Consider the following 21,292-nt stretch of genomic DNA (forward strand, 5'->3'; position numbering starts at 1 on the left):
GAAACTCACCGGGCCAGTTGCAAGGTTCCGGGGACTGAAGTCCCCACCCTGGCCAGAACCCGCTACGCTTCAGCGCGTGAGCGAGTACGTCACCCACCGCGCCGCGTTAGCGGGCCCCCAGCTCGGCTCCCTCCGGGAGGCGTTGCTCTCATCGCGCTTCGTGGCGAGCAGCCCGCTCATGGGCACGTTCGAGGCCAGCCGTGGCTTCGCCTTCGTCTTCACCGAGGCGGGCCAGGCCACGCTGCTGGAGCGCTTCCCCTTCCTCACGGACTACCTGGCACGGGTGCGGGATCCGGCGACGACGCGCGGCTTGAGGCCCTGGCGTGAGCGGCTCTTCGGTCCGCGCCAGGAGCGCCCTCGTCCCAACGCCTTCTACGTGAACCTGCTGCTGCTCGAGGAGGGCAAGGCCGTGGGGCGGCACATCGACGCCACGCTCCAGGAACCCAGCGGCGTTCCAGGCGCGGTGCCCGAGCACGTCAGCGTCCTCTACCTGGAGGTGCCCACAGGCATCCAAGGCGGCGCTCTGCGTCTACTGCGGGAGGATCGCCCCGTAGGCCATGTGCGTCCCCGCCCTGGCTTGCTCGTGCAGTTCCGCGGAGATCTCCAGCACGAGGTCCAACCCTTCACGGGCGGCCCGGAGGGAGCGCTGCGCGCGAGCCTGGTCTGTGAGCAGTACACCTTTGGCCCCGAGGCCCTGGCGCGCATCACTCCCTTCCGCATCCATTCCAAAGCGGGCTTCGGGGCCTATCTGGACTCACACCGGGAGCGGCACGCCTCCCCCCCCAGTCCGCGGTGATATCAAGAAGGCATGGACCACATGCCTCCCCAACACCGTGAGTTCCTGAGCGCCGCGCTCGAAGCCTGGCGCGCGGACCCTCGCATCCTGGGTGTCGCTGCCGGTGGCTCATTCCTCACTCGGCAGATGGACGCGTTCTCGGACCTGGATCTCGTCCTCGTACTCTCGGATGCGCTGCGCGCCACCATCGCCCAGGAGCGCACCGCGATCGCGCGAGCCGCAGGGCCTCTACTCCAAGGCTTCACGGGAGAGCATGTCGGCGAGCCTCGCCTGCTGATCTGCCTGTACGGTCCTCCCCTGCTCCATGTGGACCTGAAGTTCATCTCCGTGGCCGAACTCGATGTCCGCATCGAGGATCCAGAGGTCCTCTTCGAGCGAGAGGGCGTCATCACCTCACGCCTGCGCGCCACCCGACCGAAGCCACTAACGGCACCTTCCGCCCAGTGGATCGAAGATCGCTTCTGGATCTGGATTCACTATGGCCTCGACAAGATCCAGCGCGGCGAACTCTTCGAGAGCCTGGACATGCTGGCGTTCCTGCGCGCCCAGTCACTGGCACCGTTGATCCGACTCACCGAGGGAGGCGAGTGGCGGGGCGCACGACGGCTCGAGGCTTCTCCCCAGGCCGCAGCGCTCTCGCGGGTCTGCGCGAGGCATGACGCGGCGGAGTGCCTTCAAGCGCTGAGCGCAGCCGTCGACCTCTACACCACGCTCCGTGAGCAACTCCGTCCAGCGGACGCGTGCCAGCGCTCGTCCGCGGAGCCCGCCGTTCGCGCCTATCTGGCCGACGTCGTTGCCGCGCGCCGAGGCTGAAAAGAAGACGGCCCGAGATCTCTTTCGAGGTCTCGGGCCGTCTGAGTTGCGGGGGCAGGATTTGAACCTGCGACCTTCGGGTTATGAGCCCGACGAGCTACCAGGCTGCTCCACCCCGCGATAACCGTTGCGACTCTTTCTAGAACACCAGAGGCCCTTCCGTTTATTCCGGAAGGGCCCCCGGACCTTCAGTTGCGGGGGCAGGATTTGAACCTGCGACCTTCGGGTTATGAGCCCGACGAGCTACCAGGCTGCTCCACCCCGCGGCAAAAGCGGGAGGCTAAGTACCGCCCTCCCCCTGGTGCGTCAACTCCTTTTTCCGGAGTCCACCCCTCGGCTACTTCCTGTTCTTCAACAGGTCAGCGAAGGTTCCGAATCCCTTCTGGCCGCCACCGGTCGCCGGCTTCTGGGTCTTCGTCCAGGCCTCCAGCTCCGCGCGCTCCTCCGCACGCTCGGCCGCGGTGATGGACAGGCGGATCTTCCCGGACGCGTCGATGTCCAGCACGGCCACCTTCAGCTCCTGGCCGAGCGAGTAGTGCTTGCGCAGATCCGTGCCGCGATCCGTGCCCGTCTCCGCGGCGGGAATCAGCCCCTTGCCGCCCGGGAAGACCAGGAACACGCCGTAGGGCTCGATGCGATCGACCTTGCCCGTGACGACCTGGCCCACCTTCGGGCGAGGAATCTGGGCCTCGGCGGCCTTGGCGGCCTCCTTCGCCTGATGCTGCGCCTGGATCTCCTCGACGGGACGCTGCGCGTCCTCCTCGGAGATACGACGCAGGCCGATGCGCTTCTCGTTGGTGTCGATCTTCTCGACCGCCACCCAGATCGTCTCACCCACCTGCACCACGTCGCGCGGGTGCGCGATGCGGCGATCCGACAGCGCGGAGATATGCACCAGGCCATCCACGCCCGGGCGAAGCTCCACGAACGCGCCGAAGGGCTGGATGCGGACGACCTTGCCCTGCAGCCGGTCGCCCTCCTTGATGGAGGCCAGCGCCGCCTTGAACGGATCCTCCTGACGGGCGCGCATGGAGAGCGTGATGCGCTCCTTCTGCTTGGCCTTGTCCGGAGAGTTGGGCTGGGCCGCCTCCATGCGGAGGATCTCCACCTCCACGTCCTCGCCCACCTTCACCACTTCGCTCGGGTGACCGATGCGCTGGTAGGACATCTCGGAGACGGGGATCATCCCCTCCACGCCGCCCAGGTCCACGAAGGCGCCGAAGTCGCGCACGCCGGTGACCTTGCCCTTGAGGACCTTGCCCTCGGACAGCGTCTTGCGCGTCTGGTCGGCCAGCTTGCGCTGCTCCTCCTCGAGCAGCGAGCGGCGCGACAGCACCACGTTGCGCTCCCGCACCTCGGTGACGCGGAACTTCAGCTTCTCACCGATGAACTGGTCCGGCTTCTCCACGAAGCGGATGTCCAACTGGCTGATCGGGCAGAAGGCGCGCATGTCGCCGATGGCGACCTCGACGCCGCCCTTGTTCACGCTCAGCACCATGCCCTCGACGGGCATGCCCGAGGCGCGCGCCTCGGCCAGCATGGCCATGGACGCGCTGCCCTTGGCCAGCGCCCGGCTCAGGAGCACGCCGCGCGCGCCCGCCTCGATGACGTGCGCCTCGATGGGATCGCCCACGCCGTAGCGCAGGATGCCCTCGTCGTCCTTCAACTCGCGCAGCTCGATCATCGCCTCGCTCTTGACGCCATCGAGCGACACGAAGGCCGTATCCGCGCCGAGCTGGAAGATCTTGCCGGTGACCTTCTCGCCGATGCGCACGCTGCGCCGCGCGGGAACGCCGCCCTCCTTTACCTGCGCCTCGAACATCTCGGCGAAGGTCTCGTTCTCCGGCACCTCCTCATAGAGGGCGCTGCTCGGAGCCGGAGCCGGAGCCGGACGCGGCGTGGGAGCAGGCGTGGGCGCGGACGCCTCGGCCGCGGGAGCAACCGTCGAAGCCGCCTCCGTCGCGGGAGCCGTCTCGGTCCCGGCCGCAGGCTGGTCACCCACGGGGCCACGCGTCTCGATGACGCCCGAGGCACGCTTCACGACGACGAACGGGCCCTGCGGCTTGCGCTCGCCCCCGCCCCCGCCACGGCGCTCACCGCCACCGCCGCCACCACCACCGCCGCCACGCGGGCCGCGATCGCCACCCTTGGGGCGGCGCTCCTCACGGGGCGCGGAGGCAGCCGCGCCTCCGGCCTCGCCCTCGGGCTTCGGACGAGCCTCTCGCTCGCCGCCACCCCGGCGGTCAGGACCACCACGGCCTCGGTCACCCCCCCGATCGCCGCCACGGTCACCCCCTCGGCCGCCCTCGCGCTCACCACCGCGGCCCGAAGGGATACCGAGCATCACGTCACCGAAGGTGGCCTTCGGCTTCTTAGGGCCAAACCCACCTGCTCCAGAACCGCCGCTCTTCTCGTCGCTCACTGCCGAGACCTTCCTGAAGGAATTCCTGCCCAGGTTTCAGGAAAACCGGGCTCCTGAAAAAGGCGGCGCACTCTACACACGGCGCAAGCTGGGACGGAAGTCGCTTGCGTCCTTTCGCGCACAACCCAATCCTCGTTTAACGCGGCACGATCGCCGCTCCATCCCTCTTTACCACCAAAGACCGCCCGGTTTCTCACCTACCTGCCAGCCTCGTCTCTACCGCCGGATGAGCCTTCTCACCCTGCGGAACACCGCCTGCGCCTGGGGGACTCCCAGGGCTCCCGTCAGAGCGAAGTACACAGCGCCAAAGGGAAGAACGACCGCCAGACAGGTGAACACCGGGTGCAGCGCGGGGGGCGCCAGCAGGCCCCCACCCCACTCCTGGGCAACCCCCACCATGGGGCCCAGGGCCCGGGCGAGCGCCAGTTTGACGCCCAGCGCCACGGCTCCCGCCACGGCGGCACAGGCCCACAGCTTGGGAATCAGCCCTGGAGGCGCGCCCACGGCGGCCCCCACACGCCGGGAGAGCTGCCGACGCAGCAGCCACGACTCCAGCCAGGCCACGAGCCCACTGGCCACGGTGATGAAGACGGCGCCCAGGTGCCGTGGCAGGCCCAGCACCTCGGGCAGATACAGCCCGAGCCCCCAGGCCATGGCGGCCCCCAGGGAGACACGGACGATGGCCATGCGCAGGGGCGTACCCGGATCCTTCAAGGCATAGAAGGCGGAGGCGTAGAGCCGCCCCACCGTGGAGGACACCAGCCCCACGGAGGAGCCCATCAGCAGGTACCAGACATATCGAGAGTCGGCGGCGGTGAACTTGCCCGTCTGCAGCAGCGTGGCGGCCACCACGTCTCCAATGAGGAGGAACGCGGCGGCCGAGGGCACCACGAAGAACGCCACGCGGCGCGCCCCGGCCTCGATGCGCTCGCGCAGCTTCGCGTTCACCTCTTCGGTGGCGCCGCCGCTGGCGCGGGCCATCTCCGGCAGCTCGGCCGCGGACACCGCCATGCCGAAGAGGCTCACCGGGATGAGGTAGATCGTCTGCGCATAGAAGAGGGAGGACAGGGCCCGCTCGGACAGGAGCGAGGCGATGGCCGTGTCCACATAGGCGCTGATCTGCACCACGCCCCGCCCGATGACCACCGTGACGAAGCTGCGCAGCACCCGACGCACGGAGGCGCTCGCCACCGAGAGCGACGGGCGGAAGCGCCCCAGCAGGCGCATCACCGAGGGCACCTGCACGGCGAACTGGCAGAAGCCCGCCAGCACCACCGCGTACGAGAGCACCTCCACCAGATACGCCTCGTCCCCCCGCCCTCCCGCGACGACGAGCGCGGCGATGAGCACCAGGTTCCACACCACCGGCGCCAGATAGGACAGCAGGAAGCGCCGGTGGCTGTTGAGGATGCCCAGGCACCACGCCGACAGCACGAGCAGCCCCGTGCCCGGGAAGACGATGCGCACCAGCCGCACGGCCAGCGCCCGCGACTCGCCCTCGAAGCCCGGGGCAATGGCGTCCACGAACAGGGGCGTGGCCACCATGCCCACCGCCACCATGACGCTGGTGGCCAGCGCGAGCAGCCCGAAGATGGCCCCGGCCAGCCGGTCCGACTCCTCGTGCTCCTTCTGCCCCAGCAACTGGGCATAGACGGGGATGAAGGAGCCGGAGAGCACGCCCTCTCCGAAGAGGTTCTGCAGGAAGTTGGGGATGCGCAGCGCGGCCTTGAAGACGGCGGCCGCCTCCGCGTTGCCCAGGTAGTGCGCGAAGACGCGCTCGCGCACCAGCCCCATCAGGCGCGAGGCGAGGATCCCCGCCGCCACGAGCAGCGCGCCCCGTCCACCTCCCGCACCTCCCGAGTCCGGGGGCCGGACGGGCGCGCTGGGGGTGGGATCCGGAGAGGGACTCTGGCGTGGAGGGGGAACAGTCAAGCGGGCGTCGCAATCTACGCGGGACGTTCACCTCCATGAAGCAAGAAGACACCCGACCACTGTTTTGCTTGACGGTCCCCCCGGCAGGCCGCAATGGTCCCTGCGCGATGGCTGGTCCCTCCGACTCCAACACCGAGCTGCTGAACGACGTGGCGCGCATCCGCCGCGTGCTGGCGCGCGAGCTGGAGACCATCAACGAGTACGAAGCCTTCGCTCAGGCCTCCAGCCACCCCGAGGTCCGCGCCTTCTTCGCCCACCTGGCCGCCGAGGAGAAGGAGCACGTCGCCGAGGCGACCCAGATGCTCCGCCTGCTGGACGCCGCCCAGAATGCCCACTTTGCCCAGCCCATCGCGCCGGGCCACTTCCAGAAGGCCGTGGGCGCTCCAGCCGCCTCGGTGCCTTCCCCCGCGCCCTCGGCTCCTCCCGCGCCTGCCGCGGCTGGCCCCAACGGCCGCTCGGTCTTCGAGCCTGCTGTCAACCTTCCCCCTGAACGCCTGATGTACGGACTGACTGCTCCCCCCTCCGAGAATGCCTACCCGCTCACCGTGGGATCGCTCCGGCGCCAGGGGGGCGGTGGCCGTGGCGGCAACCGCTGACGATTCCTCCTTTAGAGGAGCCTTTCATGCCTGACTTCCTTGGACATGCCGAGAACCCCCTGCGCGAGGAGGAGTGGGCGCGCCTGAACGAGACCGTCATCCAGGTCGCGCGCCGTTCCCTCGTGGCCCGTCGCATCCTGGACATCTATGGCCCGCTGGGCGCGGGCGTGCAGACGGTGCCCCACGACGAGTACCAGGGCGTGTCCCCGGGCGCCGTGGACATCGTCGGCGAGCAGGAGACGGCCACCGTCTTCACCGACGCTCGCAAGTTCAAGACGATCCCCATCATCTACAAGGACTTCCTGCTGCACTGGCGGGACATCGAGGCGGCGCGCATCCACAACATGCCGCTGGACGTGTCGGCCGCCGCCGGCGCCGCCGCCCTCTGCGCGCAGCAGGAAGACGAGCTCATCTTCTACGGGGATCCGAAGCTCGGCCACGAGGGGCTGATGACGGCCAACGGCCGGCTCACCGTGCCGCTGGGCGACTGGAGCACCCCGGGCGCCGGCTACATGGCCATCGTCGAGGCCACTCGGAAGCTCAACGAGCACGGCCACTACGGGCCCTATGCCGTGGTGCTCTCGCCGCGCCTGTTCTCGCTGCTGCACCGCATCTTCGAGAAGACGGGCGTGCTCGAGATCGAGACCATCCGCCAGCTCGCCTCGGACGGCGTCTTCCAGTCCAACCGGCTGCGCGGCGACTCGGGCGTGGTGGTGTCCACGGGCCGCGAGAACATGGATCTGGCCGTGGCCATGGACATGGTCACCGCCTACCTGGGCGCCTCGCGCATGAATCACCCCTTCCGCGTGCTCGAGGCGCTCATCCTGCGCATCAAGCACCCGGACGCCATCTGCACGCTCGAAGGCGGCGCCCCCCGCAAGTAACTGGGCGCCGAACCCGCGCATGGCCAAAGTCCTGGTCCTCGACGACGAGGCGAACCTCCGCAAGGTGCTCGCCGCCATGTTGCGGCGAGACGGCTATGACGTCACCGTCGCCGAGAACGGCGAGCAGGGGCTCGCCGAGTTCAACAAGAACGGCGCAGACATCGTCGTGACGGACCTCGTCATGCCCAAGGTGGGCGGCATGGAGGTGCTGGGCTCCGTCAAGGCCGCCAACCCGGACGTGCCCGTCATCATCATGACCGCGCACGGCACGGTGGACTCCGCCGTGGAGGCCATCAAGGCCGGCGCGTTCGACTACATCACCAAGCCCTTCGATCAGGCGGAGCTGTCGGCCGTCATCAACAAGGCCACCAAGGCCCACGAGAACGCCCGTCGCTCGGTGCGCCCGGACATCAAGGCGCGCGCGGCCATCATCGGCGAGTCCCCACAGGTGCAGGAGGTCTACAAGATCATCGACAAGGTGGCGGACACGCCCTCCACGGTGCTGATCACCGGAGAGAGCGGCACGGGCAAGGAGCTCATCGCCACCGCCCTGCACGGCGCCTCCAGCCGCCGGGACAAGCCCTTCATCAAGATCAACTGCGCGGCCATTCCCCACAACCTCATCGAGTCGGAGCTGTTCGGCTACGAGCGTGGCGCCTTCACCGGCGCGGTCACCTCCAAGCCCGGCCGCTTCGAGCTGGCCGACGGGGGCACCCTCTTCCTGGACGAGATCGGCGAGATCCCCGTGGAGATGCAGGTGAAGCTGCTGCGCGCGCTGCAGGAGGGCGAGTTCGAGCGCGTGGGCGGCATCAAGACGACGCGCGTGGACGTGCGCCTGGTGGCCGCCACCAACCGCGACCTGCAGGCGGAGATCGAGGCCGGGCGCTTCCGCAAGGACCTGTACTACCGGCTGGCGGTGGTGCCCATCGGGCTGCCGGCCCTGCGCGAGCGCCGCAGCGACATCCCCATGCTCGCGCGGCACTTCGTGGACAAGTACAACCGCCGCCTCAACAAGAAGATCGAGGGCATCGCCGACGACGCCATGGCGGCCCTGCAGGGCTACTCCTGGCCCGGCAACATCCGCGAGCTGGAGAACCTCATCGAGCGCGTGCTGCTGTTCGCCGATGGGCCCTTCATCACCGCCAAGGACCTGCCCGAGCCCGTCCGTCAAGGCGGTGGGGGGCAGGCAGGCTCGCTCGCTGGCTCCTCGACGGTGGAGGCGCCCACCGGCGAGACCGGGCTCAAGGACATCATCCGCATGAAGTCCGCCGAGCTCGAGAAGGACCTCATCACCAAGGCCCTCGAGGAAACCAGCGGCAACGTCACCCGGGCCGCCAAGCTGCTGCAGATCAGTCGCAAGTCCCTGCAGACGAAGATGAAGGAGTTCGGCCTTCGCGACACCGCTCCCGATGGGAAGGACGAGGGAGCAGGCAAGGACGAAGGCCCGGACGAATGACGGAGGCCGAAATAACGCCGTGAAGACGGTGGTTTCGGCCCGGCGAACCCGCTCGACCCAGGAAGCCAGCATGCGGCCATCTCTCCCCACTCTCGGTCAACCTCCGAAGCGCAGCCGGTTTGGCTCGGTCGTCCTCGTCTCGTTGGTACTCGGCGGCGTCGCCGGCGGCGTGTGGTGGTGGAAGCAGAACAAGGGCGGGATGCTGCCCTCGGGCGCGCCCACCGCGGTGACCGCCAACGCCACGCCGGACGCGGGCGCGGCGCTCGCGGCGGCGCCTACCCCACCCCCGCCCCCCGCCGATCCGCTCGTGGCGGCAGGCCTGGCGCGCGCCTCGGTGAAGATCGACGGCCCGCTGGAGACGGCGCTCGTGCAGGGCACGGACCCGACGGTCGGCCCCGCGCTGGCACAGGTGGTGACGCGCAGCCTCGTGTGGTGGGTCGCGGTGCCCAACGAGATCCTCCGGGGCGACACCCTGGACGTGCTCTACCAGGTGCGCCCGAACGAGGAGCCGCTGGTGCATGCCGTGCGCTTCACCAGCAACAAGACCGGCCAGACGCACGCCGCCTACCGCTTCCAGGCCCAGGGCGACAGCAACGCGCGCTACTACCTGCCCTCCGGAGAGGAGATGGAGATGCGCCTGGAGCACTCGCCCCTGGAGCACTACGAGCAGATCACCTCGCTGCTGCGCGATGGCCGCCGGCACAAGGGCGTGGACTTCAAGGCCGCCGTGGGCACCCCCGTGAAGGCCCCGTTCACCGGCATCGTCAAGCGCAAGAACTGGAACTTCAGCGGCAACGGCAACTGCGTGGAGCTGGAGGAGCTCGGCGGCAAGCGTCGCCGCGCGCTCTTCCTCCACCTCTCGGAGCTGCCGCGCGATCTCAAGCCCGGCACGCGCTTCTCGACCGGCCAGGTCATCGCCGCCAGTGGCAACAGCGGCAGGTCCTTCGCCCCTCACCTGCACTACCAGCTCATGACGCAGGATGACCGGGTGCTGGACCCGTTCGACAGCCACCGCACCTTCCGGCGCTCGCTGCCGCAGGAGCAGCGCTCGGCGCTCGAGGCGGAGATTCGCCGCCTGGATTCGCTGCTGGCGCCCTCCGTCGCCGGAAACTGAGCCACCCATTTCTTGACACCCCCAACCATGGGGGCTAGCGTCCCTGGCAATTTCTCAACAGTTCCCAGGGGTTAGGCCACCGTAAGCAGCAGTCCTGAGGGGGCTGCCGGCATCCGCGGGCCCTGGGGGCTCCCTGAGGGCTCTTCGGAGGTCGGATGTTGAGGCTTCGCGCCGTTCTCGCCGCGCTGCTGCTGGGCGCACCACTGGCTGCCAACGCGGCGGACATTACCCGCATCGCTTCCTCGCTCGACGAGGATGATCCATTCGACTTGTTCCTGGACGTGAGCTTCGCGCGCACGCAGAGCCGATCGAAGATCGTCCGCGAGCAGCTAGAACCTGGTACCACCACGATCAGCGAGCACACCGAGATCTGGCACTCGGCCGTCGACTCTCGGCTGAACATCGATCTGGCGATCGGGCTCTACCAGGATCTGCAGTTCTCGTTCTCGCTGCCGCTTATCCTTCAGCAGAACGACAGCTACGGGTTCATCAGTGGGACGGACACGACCAACTCCACGATCGTCCTTAACTGCGTGAACCCCGACGGTTCGTTCCGCACGAACTGCACGCCGAGTAACCCCGCCAATTCCGCTTCGCTCTTCACCGTCCCCTCCACGCACCGCCGTGGCGGCCTGGGTAACATGCGCTTCGGGCTGGCCTACGCCTTCTTCAACGAGGAGAAGGACCCGACCAAGCCGATGTGGGTCGTCGGCATCGACTACGAAGCCCCCACCGCGAAGATGCGTGACCCCAGCCTGGACAACACGGTTGAGGACAACCGCGGCAACGTGGGTGACCGCGTACACAAGTACACCTTCTATACGGCCTTCTCGCGCCGCATGGGCGTAGCGGACCCCTACTTCCGGGTCCATTACACGCTGCCGGTAGCTGGCCCGGGCATCTACTCCAACTGCTTCAACCGAGCGGAAGTTGCTGGAGAGGGCTTCACCTCACCCACCCTGGGCACCCCGGAGAACTGCTTCACGGGGCGCTGGAACCGCAAGGAGACCGGCATCAAGTACCCGCACCAGGGCGGCTTCATGTTCGGCTCCGAGTTCACCGCGTTCAATGACCGGACCAAGGGGCAGAAGTTCTCGCTCGATCTGCGCGGCATCGGCAACTACGTCTCCTCGGGCCGCTACTACAACGAGCTGAGCGCGGCCCTGCGCAAGCTGCTGGCCACGCAGGACTACTTCCAGGTGGGTGGCCAGCTGGGTGCCACCGCGATCGCTGGCAATTCCTTCCGGCTGCGTGCCGCCGGCACCTTCCTCTACACCACGGACCACGCGCTCACGGGCGAGGACCTCGTGGTGCAACCGGACGCCATCGACGAGCGCCCTGGCGACGTCAACCCCAACTACGACTTCCGCATCGACCTGCCCTCGCGGCGCTTCCGGGCCAGCGAAGGCAAGACGTTCCGGTTGGACCTCCAAGCAACCTTCATGTTCTGACGCGGAGCAGCAAGCCTCCGCCTCCAGGAGCTCCGGGGCCCCCCGCTTGAATAAGTTCCGTCAGGCGGCGTACAGAAGGCACGGCACCTGCCCATGCGAGCAGGCTGCCGCCTCTTCCATCGCTACGGAGTTTCCCTTGAAGCAGATCCTGCGTGCAGTACTCGTGTCCTCTCTGTTCGCCTCCTCCGCCGCCCTGGCCCAGGACATGGAGATGAACATGAACATCCAGGTCGATGAGAACGGCATGCCCTCGACCAACATCCAGATGAAGGGCCAGGACGAGAACGGCGAAGAGCAGAACGTGAACATGCGCGTTCGCGCTGGCGGCAACAGCGCCAACATGCAGGTGAAGGTGAAGGGCTCCGGCATGCAGCCCATGCAGGAGCAGGAGCAGGAGCAGGTCCACCAGCAGGCCCCCACCCGTCACCGCCCGCCCCCTCCCCCCCCGCCGGTCGCAGCTCGTGACTGTGGCACCGGGAACGACGCGGGCTGTTCCATGATGCGCGACGGCAAGTACCCGATGGACGCGCAGACCTGGGCCGGCTTCTACGAGTCGCTCAAGAGCCAGTCGAACGAGATCTCCCGCCAGGAGATGGCGGAGAAGATGCTCAAGCGCACCTACATCACCGCGGCCCAGTACGGCCTGATGCTGGATCTCTTCCGCAACGAGATCTCCCGCCTGGAGCTGGCCAAGGACTCGGCCTCCCACGTGGTGAACCCGCAGCACGCGCTGGGCTTCTCCTCGAAGTGGCGCAACTCCATCTCCGCCGAGGAGTACTCGGAGATGATCGCCGAGCAGCAGCCGTAGTTTCCACCGGCGAGGCCTGGGCCCCCCAACCCAGGCCTCCCCGAGGGCGGGCGGCACTCATCCTGGAGCGCCGCCGCCCCTGCTCGCCTCAGCGGGCTCGCATGTGCTTGAGGTACTCGTGGTGCGAGGGCAGCGTGCTCACCAGCCGCTGCGAGCGCTCCTGGAGCGCCGCGAACGCCTTCTTCGCCGGCTCGGGATCCAGCAGATCCAACAGCGCCAGGTGGTTCTCCGGCACGTAGTTGACGCCCATGCTGATGACGGCCCACGAGTAGGCCTCGAAGCCGTGGAACGACGGGTAGATGTTGCGGTGCCCGGGCAGGCGCGCGCGCCAGATCTTCAGGCGCTCCTCGAGATCAGGCGGAATGCTGAGCTCCGTCTTGGTCGCCTTCCAGTACGGCGTGTCAGCCCGGTCGCTGGCACGGTAGTGGAGGATGAGGAACTGCTTCACCCCGTCGATGCAGTTGTTGATCACCTTGTTGTAGCTGAGCCGCTGCCCGTCCGAGGTGTCCGCGCCCTCCGGGAAGTGGTTCACCAGCTCTTCGATGCCGTGCTGGATGAAGAAGATGCCCGTGGACTCGAGCGGCTCGACGAACCCGCTGGACAGCCCGATGGCCACGCAGTTCTTCACCCACGAGTTGTGGTTGCGCCCCACCCGCATCTTGATGTGGTTGGCGGTGCAGCCCTCGGCCGCCGGCCCGATGAAGGCGCGCAGCTCCTTCTCGGCCTCCTCCTTGCTCAGGTAGCGGCTGCAGTACACGTAGCCGTTGCCATTGCGGTGGTAGAGGGGAATGGTCCACGCCCAGCCCGCGCTGAGCGCCGTGGCCGTCGTATAGGGCCGGATGCCGTTGGCCTCGACGTCCCAGGGCGGCTGCAGGGCCACCGCGCTGTCGTTGGGCAGCACGTCGTTGAAGGCGATGAAGGGCTCCTTCAGCGTCTGGTTGATGAGCAGCCCGCGGAAGCCCGTGCAGTCGATGAACAGGTCTCCCTCCACCCGCCCGTTCTGCTTGGTCAGCACGTGGGAGATGAAGCCGTTCTCGCGCTGCCCCACCTCGAGCACGTCGTCCACGATGCGGCGCGCCCCGAGCTTCGTCCCGTAGTTCATCAGGAAGTCGGCCAGCAGGGACGCATCGAAGTGGTACCCGTAGGGGTACTGCACCATGTGGTGGGCGATGACGTTGTTGGGCGGAGGCGCCTTCGGATCGAAGTAGGCGCTGACCCCCTCGTCGAACACCGTGTCATCCAGGAACTTGGGCGAGCGCTTCGCCTCGCACATGGCGGGGATGGTGAAGCACGCCTGGTCGAAGGGCAGCTCGTTGCGCTTGAGCTTCAGCCACCACTCGCCCGTGTTGAAGCCCTGGATGGTCTCGAACCGCTGGAACGGGTGGTAGAAGTGCCCGCCCTTGGATGACCAGTTCTCGTAGCGGATGGCCAGCTTGTACGTGCCATTGCACGACGGCATCCAGTCGGACTCCTTGAGTCCCAGGAAGTCGAAGAACAGCTTGAGCGTGCTGAAAGTCGCCTCGCCCACGCCCACCGTCTTGATGTGCGAGGACTCGACCAGGGTCACCTCCACGTTCTCCTTGAGGGCCCGCTTCAAATACGAGGCGGTCATCCAGCCAGCGGTGCCGCCCCCCACGATTACTACGCGCGTTGTCATGAATGTCTCTCCCGATGAGGGCCGCCACAACCAATCGGCTGAGGCCTACCGGGAGAATAGCGTAATTGGATTGCCGATCCTACCCCATGCGTTGGGCTCCTGAGAGGGCGAGGCCCCTTCGCTCCGTCGCTGGACAAGAAAGCGGACAGAACCTTATAAGTTGGGTCGAAGCACACACGAGGCCCGCCTCCCCCCTGTCTCACGAGACAGGAGGAAGAGTGTTTTCGTGTATTTGAGTGCAACTACCGCTTGAGGCTCAGCCCCAGCCGGTAGACGTCCTGGCCGGACCAGCCCGCGCGCCGAGCGAGCTCTGTGCTCAGTGGCTTGAGCTTCTCGCCGCGCTCCAGCCCCTCCGCGAGCGCCCGCCGCAGCTCCTCCTCGGACCAGCGACGCTCACCGGTGCGCCCCTCCACCAACACCACCACCTCGCCCCGGGGCTCCTCGGCTCCGTAGCGCGCCGCCAGCTCCGAGAGCGAGCCCCGCACGAACTCCTCGTGCAGCTTGGTGAGCTCCCGCGCCACGCACGCGCGCCGGTCTCCCCAGGCCTCCTGCAGGTCCGCCAGCGTCTCCCCCAGCCGCCGGGGCGACTCGTAGAGCACCAGCGTGGCCGACAGCTGCGCCACCTCCTCCAACATGGCGCGGCGCTCGGGGCCCTTGCGCGGCGGAAACCCCAGGAAGTGGAAGCGCCCCGTGGGCAGCCCAGAGGCGCTCAGCGCCGCTACCAGCGCGGTGGGCCCCGGCACCGGCACCACCTTCACGTCTCGTTCGAGCGCCTCGGCCACCAGCCGCTCCCCGGGATCGCTGATGCCCGGACTGCCCGCATCCGTGACCAGGGCACAATCCTCGCCCGCGGCGATCCGATCGAGGATGCGCCCGGCGCGCTGCCCTTCCGCGAAGGCGGGCAGGCTCACCGTCTCGCGGGAGATGCCGAAGTGGTCCAGCAGCACGCGCGAGTGCCGCGTGTCCTCGCAGGCGATGAAGGCCACGCTCCGCAGCGTCTCCAGCGCCCGGGAGGAGATGTCCCCCAGGTTCCCGATGGGCGTGGCAACGAGGTAGAGCGTCCCAGCCATGAAGTCACATCCCCGCGTCAAAGGCGTCCGGGATGTGCTCCACACGGGCCTGCTCGCCCTGGCCCACCACCGAGACGACGTCGAAGCGCATCATCCGGTCCCGGAGCTCGTGGGCGAAGAGATAATGCAGCGCCGCTTTGACCACCCGACGCTGCTTGGCGAACGAGACCGTGTGCGCCGGGTCTCCCCACACGGCCGAGGAGCGCATCCGCACCTCCACGAAGCACACGGTGTCGCCGCGCTCGGCCACCACGTCCAGCTCGCCGTAGCGGCACCGGAAGTTGCGCGCGCGGATGCGGTAGCCCCGCGCTTCCAGGAAGCGCACCGCCGCTCCTTCCGCCTCGTTCCCATACCCCCGCCGATCCACTCCCGCCCGTCCCATCCACCCCTCCCTGCTGACCTGCCCATCCTTCCAGCCCACTCCGACACAGGGTTGACTCCATAACCATCCAGGATGGCGGATTAATCAGATTTTACTGGAGGTCCTATCCAGGACGGTCGATAAGGCCGGGCCCCCCAAGGAGAGAGCGATGCGCGTCCTGAAAGCCCTGCTGTCCCTGCCCCTGTTCGCTTCACTTCAGGCCTGTGGCCCCGAAGCCGCCCCCGTGCCCGAGTCCACGAGCGCCGTCGAGCAGGAGGTGGGGCGGCTCTCCATCCGCAACGCCGATCCCACGGTCATCCGGGTCAACAGCACCTATATCTCCGCGGAGACGGAGGGCGGGCGCATCTACGTGCGGCAGGCCTCCTCCGTCGATGCCTTGGCGAGCGCGGTCCGCACCCAAATCTGGGGCAACCCCGCGGGCCTCGCCGAGGTCTGGGCGCCGCAGCTCGTCAAGGACGGCAGCACCTACTACATCTACTTCACGGCGGGGGCCGGCAGCGCCCACCGGATGTACGTCATCCAGTCCCAGTCGCCCGCCTCGGGCTACTCGCGCGAGACGCTGATGGCGCTACCCAACAACAAGTGGGCCATCGACGGGACGATGTTCGTCTACCAGGGCCAGCGCTACTTCGTCTGGTCCGGCTGGGAGGGCGACACCAACGGGGAGCAGACGCTGTACATCGCCCGCATGTCGAGCCCGACCACGGTGACGGGCGCGCGCTTCGTCATCTCCCAGCCTCGCGAGTGGTGGGAGAAGGTTGACGTCAACCCGCCCACCCGCGTCAACGAGGGCCCCGAGGTTCTCATCGATCCCAGCGGACAGCTGCACGTCGTGTACTCGGCCAACGGGAGCTGGGACACGAACTACTGCCTGGCGGACCTGCGCCTGCGGGCCGGCGGCGACCCGACCTACGTCTGGGACTGGTTCAAGTCCAACGGCTGCCTGTTCGGCGCCAATGGCGGCATCATGATGAGCGGCTGGCACCCGACGCTGTATGCCAAGGGCGTGGGGCACAACTCCTTCGTGCTGCTCAACGGAGACCCCAACACCAGCCCGCCGGCGGGGCCGCAGTTCCCCCTGGCCTACCACGGCGTGCCCAAGAACGATTACCCCAACCCCTTCTGGTCGGGCCGCTACTGGTACTCGGGCACGTTCCAGTGGTGGGGCAACATCACGTACACGCGCGGCTCGGCGAGCAACACGGGCTGGAGCCTGAAGTTCTACGAGTAGCACCCTGTTGTGCCCGGCGGCGGGCTGGAGGACAGTTCGGGGCGCGGCGCCGCTTCGCGCCCCGCTCAGGAGCCCGCCATGAAGAGCTTCGTCGCCGTGTTCGACTGCGCCCCGCTCGGCGTCCTTCCGTGGATGGAGGCCGCCGCGAAGGCGGGCGGGCTGACCCTCGTCCAGCAGGATGACGTGGGCAAGTGGCTCTCGGAGGATCCGGAGTTCCGCAAGGCCATCATGGCCCCGAACATCAAGAGCTTCTCCAACCCGGACCCCAGCCTCACGCCGTACTACCTCAAGGTGCTGGAGACGAAGGTCCCCGAGCCCAAGGTCGCGCTGCACGGCTGGGGGTGGCTGGTGTTCGCCGAGAAGGTGGACCTGTGCATCCTCGACTACGCCGGCCTGGAGCAGCAGCGCAAGAAGAGCGTCGAGGGCGTGGCCCAGAAGAAGATGGACGACGAGTTCTTCAAGGTGAAGAGCTACCTGTTCGCCGAGGCCAAGAAGCGCCTGCCCGCCGACCGCATCCTCCAGCTCCAGGGCTTCTCCTCCGAGAAGGAGAAGCAGGAGCTGGCGGTGCAGTTCGTCCAGAAGCTCTCGCGCTGATCAGGGCGCGAAGGCGTTCTTGAAGTCGTTGATCGTCTCGGCCGACTGCGACAGGTCGCGGACGGTCTGGACGATGGCCACGCCCTGCTTGAGTGGCGTGGTGAAGACGTCCGCGCCGGGCACCACGCCGACCACGTCGAGGGCCAACTGCGAGCCGGTGAGGATCTTCTCGATGTTGTCGTCGCCCTGGAGCGCATCCACGAAGGGGCCGATGGAGCCGGCGATGTTGATGGCATCCCCCACGAACGGGATGCTGCCGATGAGGCCCTTGCCGGCGATCTCCGCGGCCTTCTTCTCGATCTTGTCCTGCACGCCCTCGGGCAGCACGCCGTAGATCTGCTTGAAGAGGCGGCCCACCGACTCCAGGCCTTCCTTGCCCACCGTGTCCTGGCCCAGGAAGCCGTCGCCCGCGCCGATCAGGCTGCCGAACGCACCGCCCATCTCCCCCAGCGCGCCGGTGATGTCGCCCTCGGCCAGCTTCGCCACGCCGTTGAGCACCTGGGAGATGGAGCCCGTCTCCACCAGCGCCGCATTGAGCTGCGGATCGCTGAGGAACTTCGAGACCGGGTTGTCCTTGGGCAGCGACTTGTGCAGCTCGTCCAGGAACGCGGTGGCCGCCTCCGGGTTGCTCTCCACCGCCGAGGACAGGCCGGTGGAGAGCTCGCGGATGAAGGCCGCCGGGTTGTTGTTCTTCGTCAGCTCCTCGATGCCCTTGCCCATGTGCTCCAGGAAGCCGGGCTCGGAGAGCATGCCCGCCGCCGCGGAGAACAGGCCCTCGTACTTGGCCGGCAGCGGCAGCGCCGTGGCCAGCGCGTCCGTGAGCTTCGTCTTCAGATTGGAGGGCAGCGTGGTGACGGCCGAGCCCAGATCCTTGAGGGCCTCGGCGATGTTCCCGTCGGCGATCTTCGTGCCAGCCGAGATGAGGCTGCCCACCGAGTCACGGTACTGCAGCAGCTTCTCCGGGCTGTCGATGCCCAGCTTGCCCAGGAAGGCGGCCGTGGGCTCATGCTCCATCACCTGCTTGGCCACGTCCTCCTTGATCGAGTCGGTGGCCATCAGCTCGGTGAGGCCCTTGGCGATGTCCCCGCTGGCGATCGAGTCGAAGCCCTTGCTGTCCGCCGCCAGCAGCTTCTCGGTGTTCTCACCCGACAGCAGGGTCTTGAGCACTCCCTCCTGGCCCTTGTCCGAGAGCTGCTCGGTGAGCTTCTTGAAGGACTCCTCCAGCACGGGCTTGAAGGGGACCTTGTTGTCCACCATCGCGTCGCGCAGGGCGCCCGCGGCCTTCAGCTTGTCGCCGTCCATCATCGCCACGGCGGCGCCCACGAAGTTGTCCAGGCCCGCCGGGTTCTGCTTCAGCGTCTCGGCCGACAGCCCCAGGTCCCCGAACGCCTTCTTCACGTCCGGGTTCTGGTAGAGCGCGTCCACCGCCGCGTTGGCGGCCTCCTGGTTGCCCTTGGCGTCCTTCAGCCCGGAGATGAGGTCCTTGCTGGAGAGCGCGTCGAAGGCCCCCGACAGCTTCGGGTTGGTCAGCAGGGACTTGACCGTGGCCTTGTCGCCCAGCATCGACTGGAGCGCCTTGCTCGCCCCATCCGTGCCGTCGATGGCCTTCTTCGCGTAGCTGGTGACGGCGTCGGTGGCCAGGTCCGCCAGCTGGGGATCCTTCGTCACCGCGTCGCGGAAGGTGCGCAGCGAGCCCTCGAAGTCACCCTTCCCCGCCCCTTCCACGGCCTTGTACAGCTGCTCCATGGCCGGGCCGTTGTAGCCCTTGAGCTGCTGGGCGGTGAGGCCCGCCTCCTCGAGGCCCTTCTTGAACTCGGGGTTGGTGGCGGCCTGGTCGATGACCTGGTTGCGCAGCTGCGCATTCGGGCCGAGCTGCTCCAGCGCCTTGCCCACCTCGCCCTTGGCGATGGAGTCGAAGGCAGCCGCGCTCGCCGGATCCTTCAGCAGCGCCTCGGCCGTCTTCTTGTCACCGAGCAGCGTCTTGATCTGGCCCTCGGTGCCCTCGGACTTCAGCCCGCCCGCGTACTTCGTCACCGCGTCCAGCGCCACGTTGGGCGCGCCCGCGCTGGCGGTGCGCAGGGCCTTCAGGGTGCCCTCGGTGTCGCCCTGGGTGGCCGCCTCGGAGGCCTTCAGCAGATCGCCCGCGGCGATGTTCTTCGACTGGAGCGCCTTGGCATCCAGGCCGAGCTTGTCCAGGCCCTCCTTGAAGCGCGGATCGTTGCTGGCCGAGTCGATCGTCGAGTTGGCCAGCTTGTCCGCCACGGCCTTGGCCTTGGGGTCGGCGGAGGCGGCCTTCTGCAACAGCTCCAGCGACTTCACCGGATCCGTCTTCGGGTTGCTGTCGAAGGGGTTGATCCGGTTGAGCAGCGAGGGCTCCGGAGAGGTCTCCAGCGCCTTGAGCACGTCCGCCTGGCCCTGGCCCAGCCCCTTGAGGTCCTGGGGCTTGAGGCCGGCCTTGTCCAGGGTGGCCTTGATGCTCGGGTCGGTGGCGGCCTTGTCCAGCAGGCCGTTGCGCACCTTCTCGTCCTGCACGCCCGAGATGGCGGACAGGTCACCCTCGGCCAGCTTGTTGAGCGTCTGCTGCGTCTCGGGCTTCTGCAGCATGTCCCGAACCAGCGCGCGGTCCTCGAGGATCTTCCGCTCGGGGCCCTCGGGCAGCTCCGCGGCCTTGCGCGAGATCGCCTCGCTGGACACGTTGCGCAGCTCGGGGTTGCTCTCGGAGGCGCGCGTCAGGTCCGCGATGGCCGCCTTGGGATCCTTGGCCTGCGAGGCGGCCGTCAGGTTCGCCATGCCCTTGCCCGAGGCCAGGAACGTCTCCTTGTCCAGGCCGAGCTTGTCCAGCCCCTGCTTCACCTCGGGCGTGTCGTAGATGCGGGTGGCCACGTCCTTGGGCACGTTGTCGCCGAAGGCGCTCACCGCCTCCGAGTACTTGCCCGTCGAGGTGGCCTCGGCCGCCTTGAGGTACTGCGCCTGCTCCTCGGGCTTGAGCTCCTGGAACTGCTGCTGGCTGACGCCCAGCTTGTCCAGGCCCTGGCGCGCATCACCCGTCGCCGCCGCCTTCTCCTCGGCGTTCAGGTCCGTGCGGTTCTTCGCGGCCTCCTGGGGCGACTTGCCGCCCGCCACCGCGTCGGCGAACGCCTTGTCCGTGAGCAGCGCCTTGCTGTTGCCCTCCAGGGTGTTGCCCGCCCCCTGGAGCACCCGCGAGAGCGCCTCCTTGTCCTTCACCTTGCTGAAGTCGAGGTCGCCCGTGCGCTGCGCACCGTCCGCGCGGTTGGCCTGCGCGTCCACCCGGTCCGCCAGCTTGACGAGGTCCTTGCCGTCCCGGATGCCGAGCTGATCCAGCGTGGCCTTGTTCTCGGGCTTCGAGGAGAGCTTGGCCAGCTCACGGTCCGCGTCCAGCTCGCGGGAGATGGCCTTCGTGTCCTGGGTCCCATCCACGCCCAGCGCCTTGGCCATGTCCTCCTTGCGGCGGCCGGCGGCCCCGTCGAAGGCGGCCTTCACCTGATCGGCGGTGAGCTCGTTGGCCTTGATCTCCTGGTCGGAGTAGGCGGGCTTCAGGCCCTCGGACTTGGCGGCCTCGTTGGCCTCCTTCATCCGCGTCTCGGCCTCCTTGGAGGCCACCGCCGTCTGCTCCTCGGCGGCCTGCAGCTTCTTCTCCGCGGCCTCCAGCTTCTTCTCGGCCTCGGCGACCTTGGCCTTCTGGGCCTCGGCCTCCTTCAGGGCCTTCTTGTCCTCCTCGAGCTTCTTGGGGTCCTCCTTGGCCTTGGGCTCTTCCTTGGCCTTGGGCTCCTCCTTGGGCTTGAGGGCCTTCTCCTGCTCGGCCAGCTTCGCCTTCTCGGCGGCGAGCTCCTTCTTGGCCGCGGCGGCCTCCTTCTTGGCCTCGGCCTGGGCCTTCTTGGCCGCCTCCGCCTTCGCCTTGGCCGCCTCCGCCTTCTTCCGGGCCGCCTCCGCAGCCTTCTTGGCGGCTGCTTCCGCCGCCTTCCGGGCAGCCTCGGCGGCCCGTCGTGCGGCTTCGGCGGCGGCACGGGCGGCGGCTGCGGCGGCAGCGGAATTATTGACGGTCATGGCCTGGTCTCCTGGGGGAGC

16 protein-coding genes and 2 tRNA genes are annotated in these 21,292 nt (G+C 68.0%); 10 read left to right on the forward strand and 8 right to left on the reverse strand.

Annotated elements, in window-relative coordinates; genetic code table 11:
* Positions 1 to 76 precede the first annotated feature (76 nt).
* Together SYV04_RS34605 and SYV04_RS34610 are read left to right on the forward strand one after the other, a co-directional pair.
* Positions 77 to 796 (forward strand): 2OG-Fe(II) oxygenase, encoded by a 720-nt coding sequence (locus tag SYV04_RS34605; protein WP_321550282.1) that lies wholly within the window; start codon positions 77 to 79, stop codon positions 794 to 796.
* A 21-nt stretch (positions 797 to 817) separates the two neighbouring features.
* Positions 818 to 1,609: a hypothetical protein gene (locus SYV04_RS34610; protein ID WP_321550283.1), complete on the forward strand. Its 792-nt coding sequence runs from the start codon at positions 818 to 820 to the stop codon at positions 1,607 to 1,609.
* Between the two features lie 46 nt (positions 1,610 to 1,655).
* Here SYV04_RS34610 and SYV04_RS34615 read toward each other — a convergent pair.
* From SYV04_RS34615 to murJ, 4 genes are all read right to left on the reverse strand, one after another.
* Positions 1,656 to 1,729 (reverse strand) — tRNA-Met (locus SYV04_RS34615).
* 72 nt (positions 1,730 to 1,801) lie between these two features.
* Positions 1,802 to 1,875: transfer RNA gene (locus SYV04_RS34620), tRNA-Met, on the reverse strand.
* Positions 1,876 to 1,946: 71 nt separating this feature from the next.
* Entirely contained in the window at positions 1,947 to 4,031 is a 2,085-nt protein-coding gene (locus SYV04_RS34625) for a S1 RNA-binding domain-containing protein (RefSeq protein WP_321550284.1), read from the reverse strand.
* Positions 4,032 to 4,247: 216 nt separating this feature from the next.
* Positions 4,248 to 5,963, reverse strand: a complete 1,716-nt coding sequence (gene murJ / locus SYV04_RS34630; RefSeq protein WP_422724001.1) for a murein biosynthesis integral membrane protein MurJ — start codon at positions 5,961 to 5,963, stop codon at positions 4,248 to 4,250.
* 107 nt (positions 5,964 to 6,070) lie between these two features.
* On the opposite strand from murJ, the gene SYV04_RS34635 reads away from it, so the two are divergent.
* From SYV04_RS34635 to SYV04_RS34660, 6 genes are all read left to right on the forward strand, one after another.
* Positions 6,071 to 6,559 (forward strand): ferritin family protein, encoded by a 489-nt coding sequence (locus SYV04_RS34635; protein ID WP_321550285.1) that lies wholly within the window; start codon positions 6,071 to 6,073, stop codon positions 6,557 to 6,559.
* 26 nt (positions 6,560 to 6,585) lie between these two features.
* Positions 6,586 to 7,443 (forward strand): family 1 encapsulin nanocompartment shell protein, encoded by an 858-nt coding sequence (locus tag SYV04_RS34640; RefSeq protein WP_321550286.1) that lies wholly within the window; start codon positions 6,586 to 6,588, stop codon positions 7,441 to 7,443.
* A 19-nt stretch (positions 7,444 to 7,462) separates the two neighbouring features.
* Positions 7,463 to 8,899 carry a sigma-54-dependent transcriptional regulator gene (locus SYV04_RS34645; RefSeq protein ID WP_321550287.1) on the forward strand — a complete coding sequence of 479 codons (1,437 nt, stop codon included), beginning with the start codon at positions 7,463 to 7,465 and terminating at the stop codon, positions 8,897 to 8,899.
* Between the two features lie 70 nt (positions 8,900 to 8,969).
* The gene (locus tag SYV04_RS34650; protein WP_321550288.1) at positions 8,970 to 10,013 is read left to right on the forward strand and encodes a M23 family metallopeptidase; all 1,044 of its coding nucleotides are present in this window, start codon (positions 8,970 to 8,972) and stop codon (positions 10,011 to 10,013) included.
* 155 nt (positions 10,014 to 10,168) lie between these two features.
* The gene (locus SYV04_RS34655; protein ID WP_321550289.1) at positions 10,169 to 11,464 is read left to right on the forward strand and encodes a hypothetical protein; all 1,296 of its coding nucleotides are present in this window, start codon (positions 10,169 to 10,171) and stop codon (positions 11,462 to 11,464) included.
* 136 nt (positions 11,465 to 11,600) lie between these two features.
* Entirely contained in the window at positions 11,601 to 12,272 is a 672-nt protein-coding gene (locus SYV04_RS34660; protein ID WP_321550290.1) for a proline and serine-rich protein 1 family protein, read from the forward strand.
* 88 nt (positions 12,273 to 12,360) lie between these two features.
* Here the strand turns inward: SYV04_RS34660 and SYV04_RS34665 are convergent, their stop codons facing one another.
* From SYV04_RS34665 to SYV04_RS34675, 3 genes are all read right to left on the reverse strand, one after another.
* Positions 12,361 to 13,929: a tryptophan halogenase family protein gene (locus SYV04_RS34665; RefSeq protein ID WP_321550291.1), complete on the reverse strand. Its 1,569-nt coding sequence runs from the start codon at positions 13,927 to 13,929 to the stop codon at positions 12,361 to 12,363.
* A gap of 242 nt (positions 13,930 to 14,171) precedes the next feature.
* Positions 14,172 to 14,999, reverse strand: a complete 828-nt coding sequence (rsmI, locus tag SYV04_RS34670) for a 16S rRNA (cytidine(1402)-2'-O)-methyltransferase (RefSeq protein ID WP_321550292.1) — start codon at positions 14,997 to 14,999, stop codon at positions 14,172 to 14,174.
* A gap of 4 nt (positions 15,000 to 15,003) precedes the next feature.
* Positions 15,004 to 15,381: a YraN family protein gene (locus SYV04_RS34675; protein WP_321550293.1), complete on the reverse strand. Its 378-nt coding sequence runs from the start codon at positions 15,379 to 15,381 to the stop codon at positions 15,004 to 15,006.
* Between the two features lie 148 nt (positions 15,382 to 15,529).
* Here SYV04_RS34675 and SYV04_RS34680 point away from each other — a divergent pair, with 148 nt between their 5' ends.
* Entirely contained in the window at positions 15,530 to 16,612 is a 1,083-nt protein-coding gene (locus SYV04_RS34680; RefSeq protein ID WP_321550294.1) for a glycoside hydrolase family 43 protein, read from the forward strand.
* Positions 16,613 to 16,690: 78 nt separating this feature from the next.
* The gene (locus tag SYV04_RS34685; RefSeq protein WP_321550295.1) at positions 16,691 to 17,206 is read left to right on the forward strand and encodes a hypothetical protein; all 516 of its coding nucleotides are present in this window, start codon (positions 16,691 to 16,693) and stop codon (positions 17,204 to 17,206) included.
* On the opposite strand, the gene SYV04_RS34690 is transcribed toward SYV04_RS34685, so the two are convergent.
* Positions 17,207 to 21,271, reverse strand: a complete 4,065-nt coding sequence (locus SYV04_RS34690; protein ID WP_321550296.1) for a hypothetical protein — start codon at positions 21,269 to 21,271, stop codon at positions 17,207 to 17,209. It lies immediately after the preceding gene.
* Between the last annotated feature and the right edge of the window lie 21 nt (positions 21,272 to 21,292).

The organism is Hyalangium ruber, assembly GCF_034259325.1.
GTDB lineage: Bacteria > Myxococcota > Myxococcia > Myxococcales > Myxococcaceae > Hyalangium_A > Hyalangium_A rubrum.

Coding starts and splice junctions, on each gene's coding strand:
- SYV04_RS34610 (WP_321550283.1), top strand. CDS start 818: ATGCCTCCCCAACACCGTGAGTTCCTGAGCGCCGCGCTCGAAGCCTGG.
- SYV04_RS34635 (WP_321550285.1), top strand. CDS start 6,071: ATGGCTGGTCCCTCCGACTCCAACACCGAGCTGCTGAACGACGTGGCG.
- SYV04_RS34640 (WP_321550286.1), top strand. CDS start 6,586: ATGCCTGACTTCCTTGGACATGCCGAGAACCCCCTGCGCGAGGAGGAG.
- SYV04_RS34645 (WP_321550287.1), top strand. CDS start 7,463: ATGGCCAAAGTCCTGGTCCTCGACGACGAGGCGAACCTCCGCAAGGTG.
- SYV04_RS34650 (WP_321550288.1), top strand. CDS start 8,970: ATGCGGCCATCTCTCCCCACTCTCGGTCAACCTCCGAAGCGCAGCCGG.
- SYV04_RS34655 (WP_321550289.1), top strand. CDS start 10,169: ATGTTGAGGCTTCGCGCCGTTCTCGCCGCGCTGCTGCTGGGCGCACCA.
- SYV04_RS34665 (WP_321550291.1), bottom strand. CDS start 13,929: ATGACAACGCGCGTAGTAATCGTGGGGGGCGGCACCGCTGGCTGGATG.
- rsmI (WP_321550292.1), bottom strand. CDS start 14,999: ATGGCTGGGACGCTCTACCTCGTTGCCACGCCCATCGGGAACCTGGGG.
- SYV04_RS34675 (WP_321550293.1), bottom strand. CDS start 15,381: ATGGGACGGGCGGGAGTGGATCGGCGGGGGTATGGGAACGAGGCGGAA.
- SYV04_RS34680 (WP_321550294.1), top strand. CDS start 15,530: ATGCGCGTCCTGAAAGCCCTGCTGTCCCTGCCCCTGTTCGCTTCACTT.
- SYV04_RS34685 (WP_321550295.1), top strand. CDS start 16,691: ATGAAGAGCTTCGTCGCCGTGTTCGACTGCGCCCCGCTCGGCGTCCTT.
- SYV04_RS34690 (WP_321550296.1), bottom strand. CDS start 21,271: ATGACCGTCAATAATTCCGCTGCCGCCGCAGCCGCCGCCCGTGCCGCC.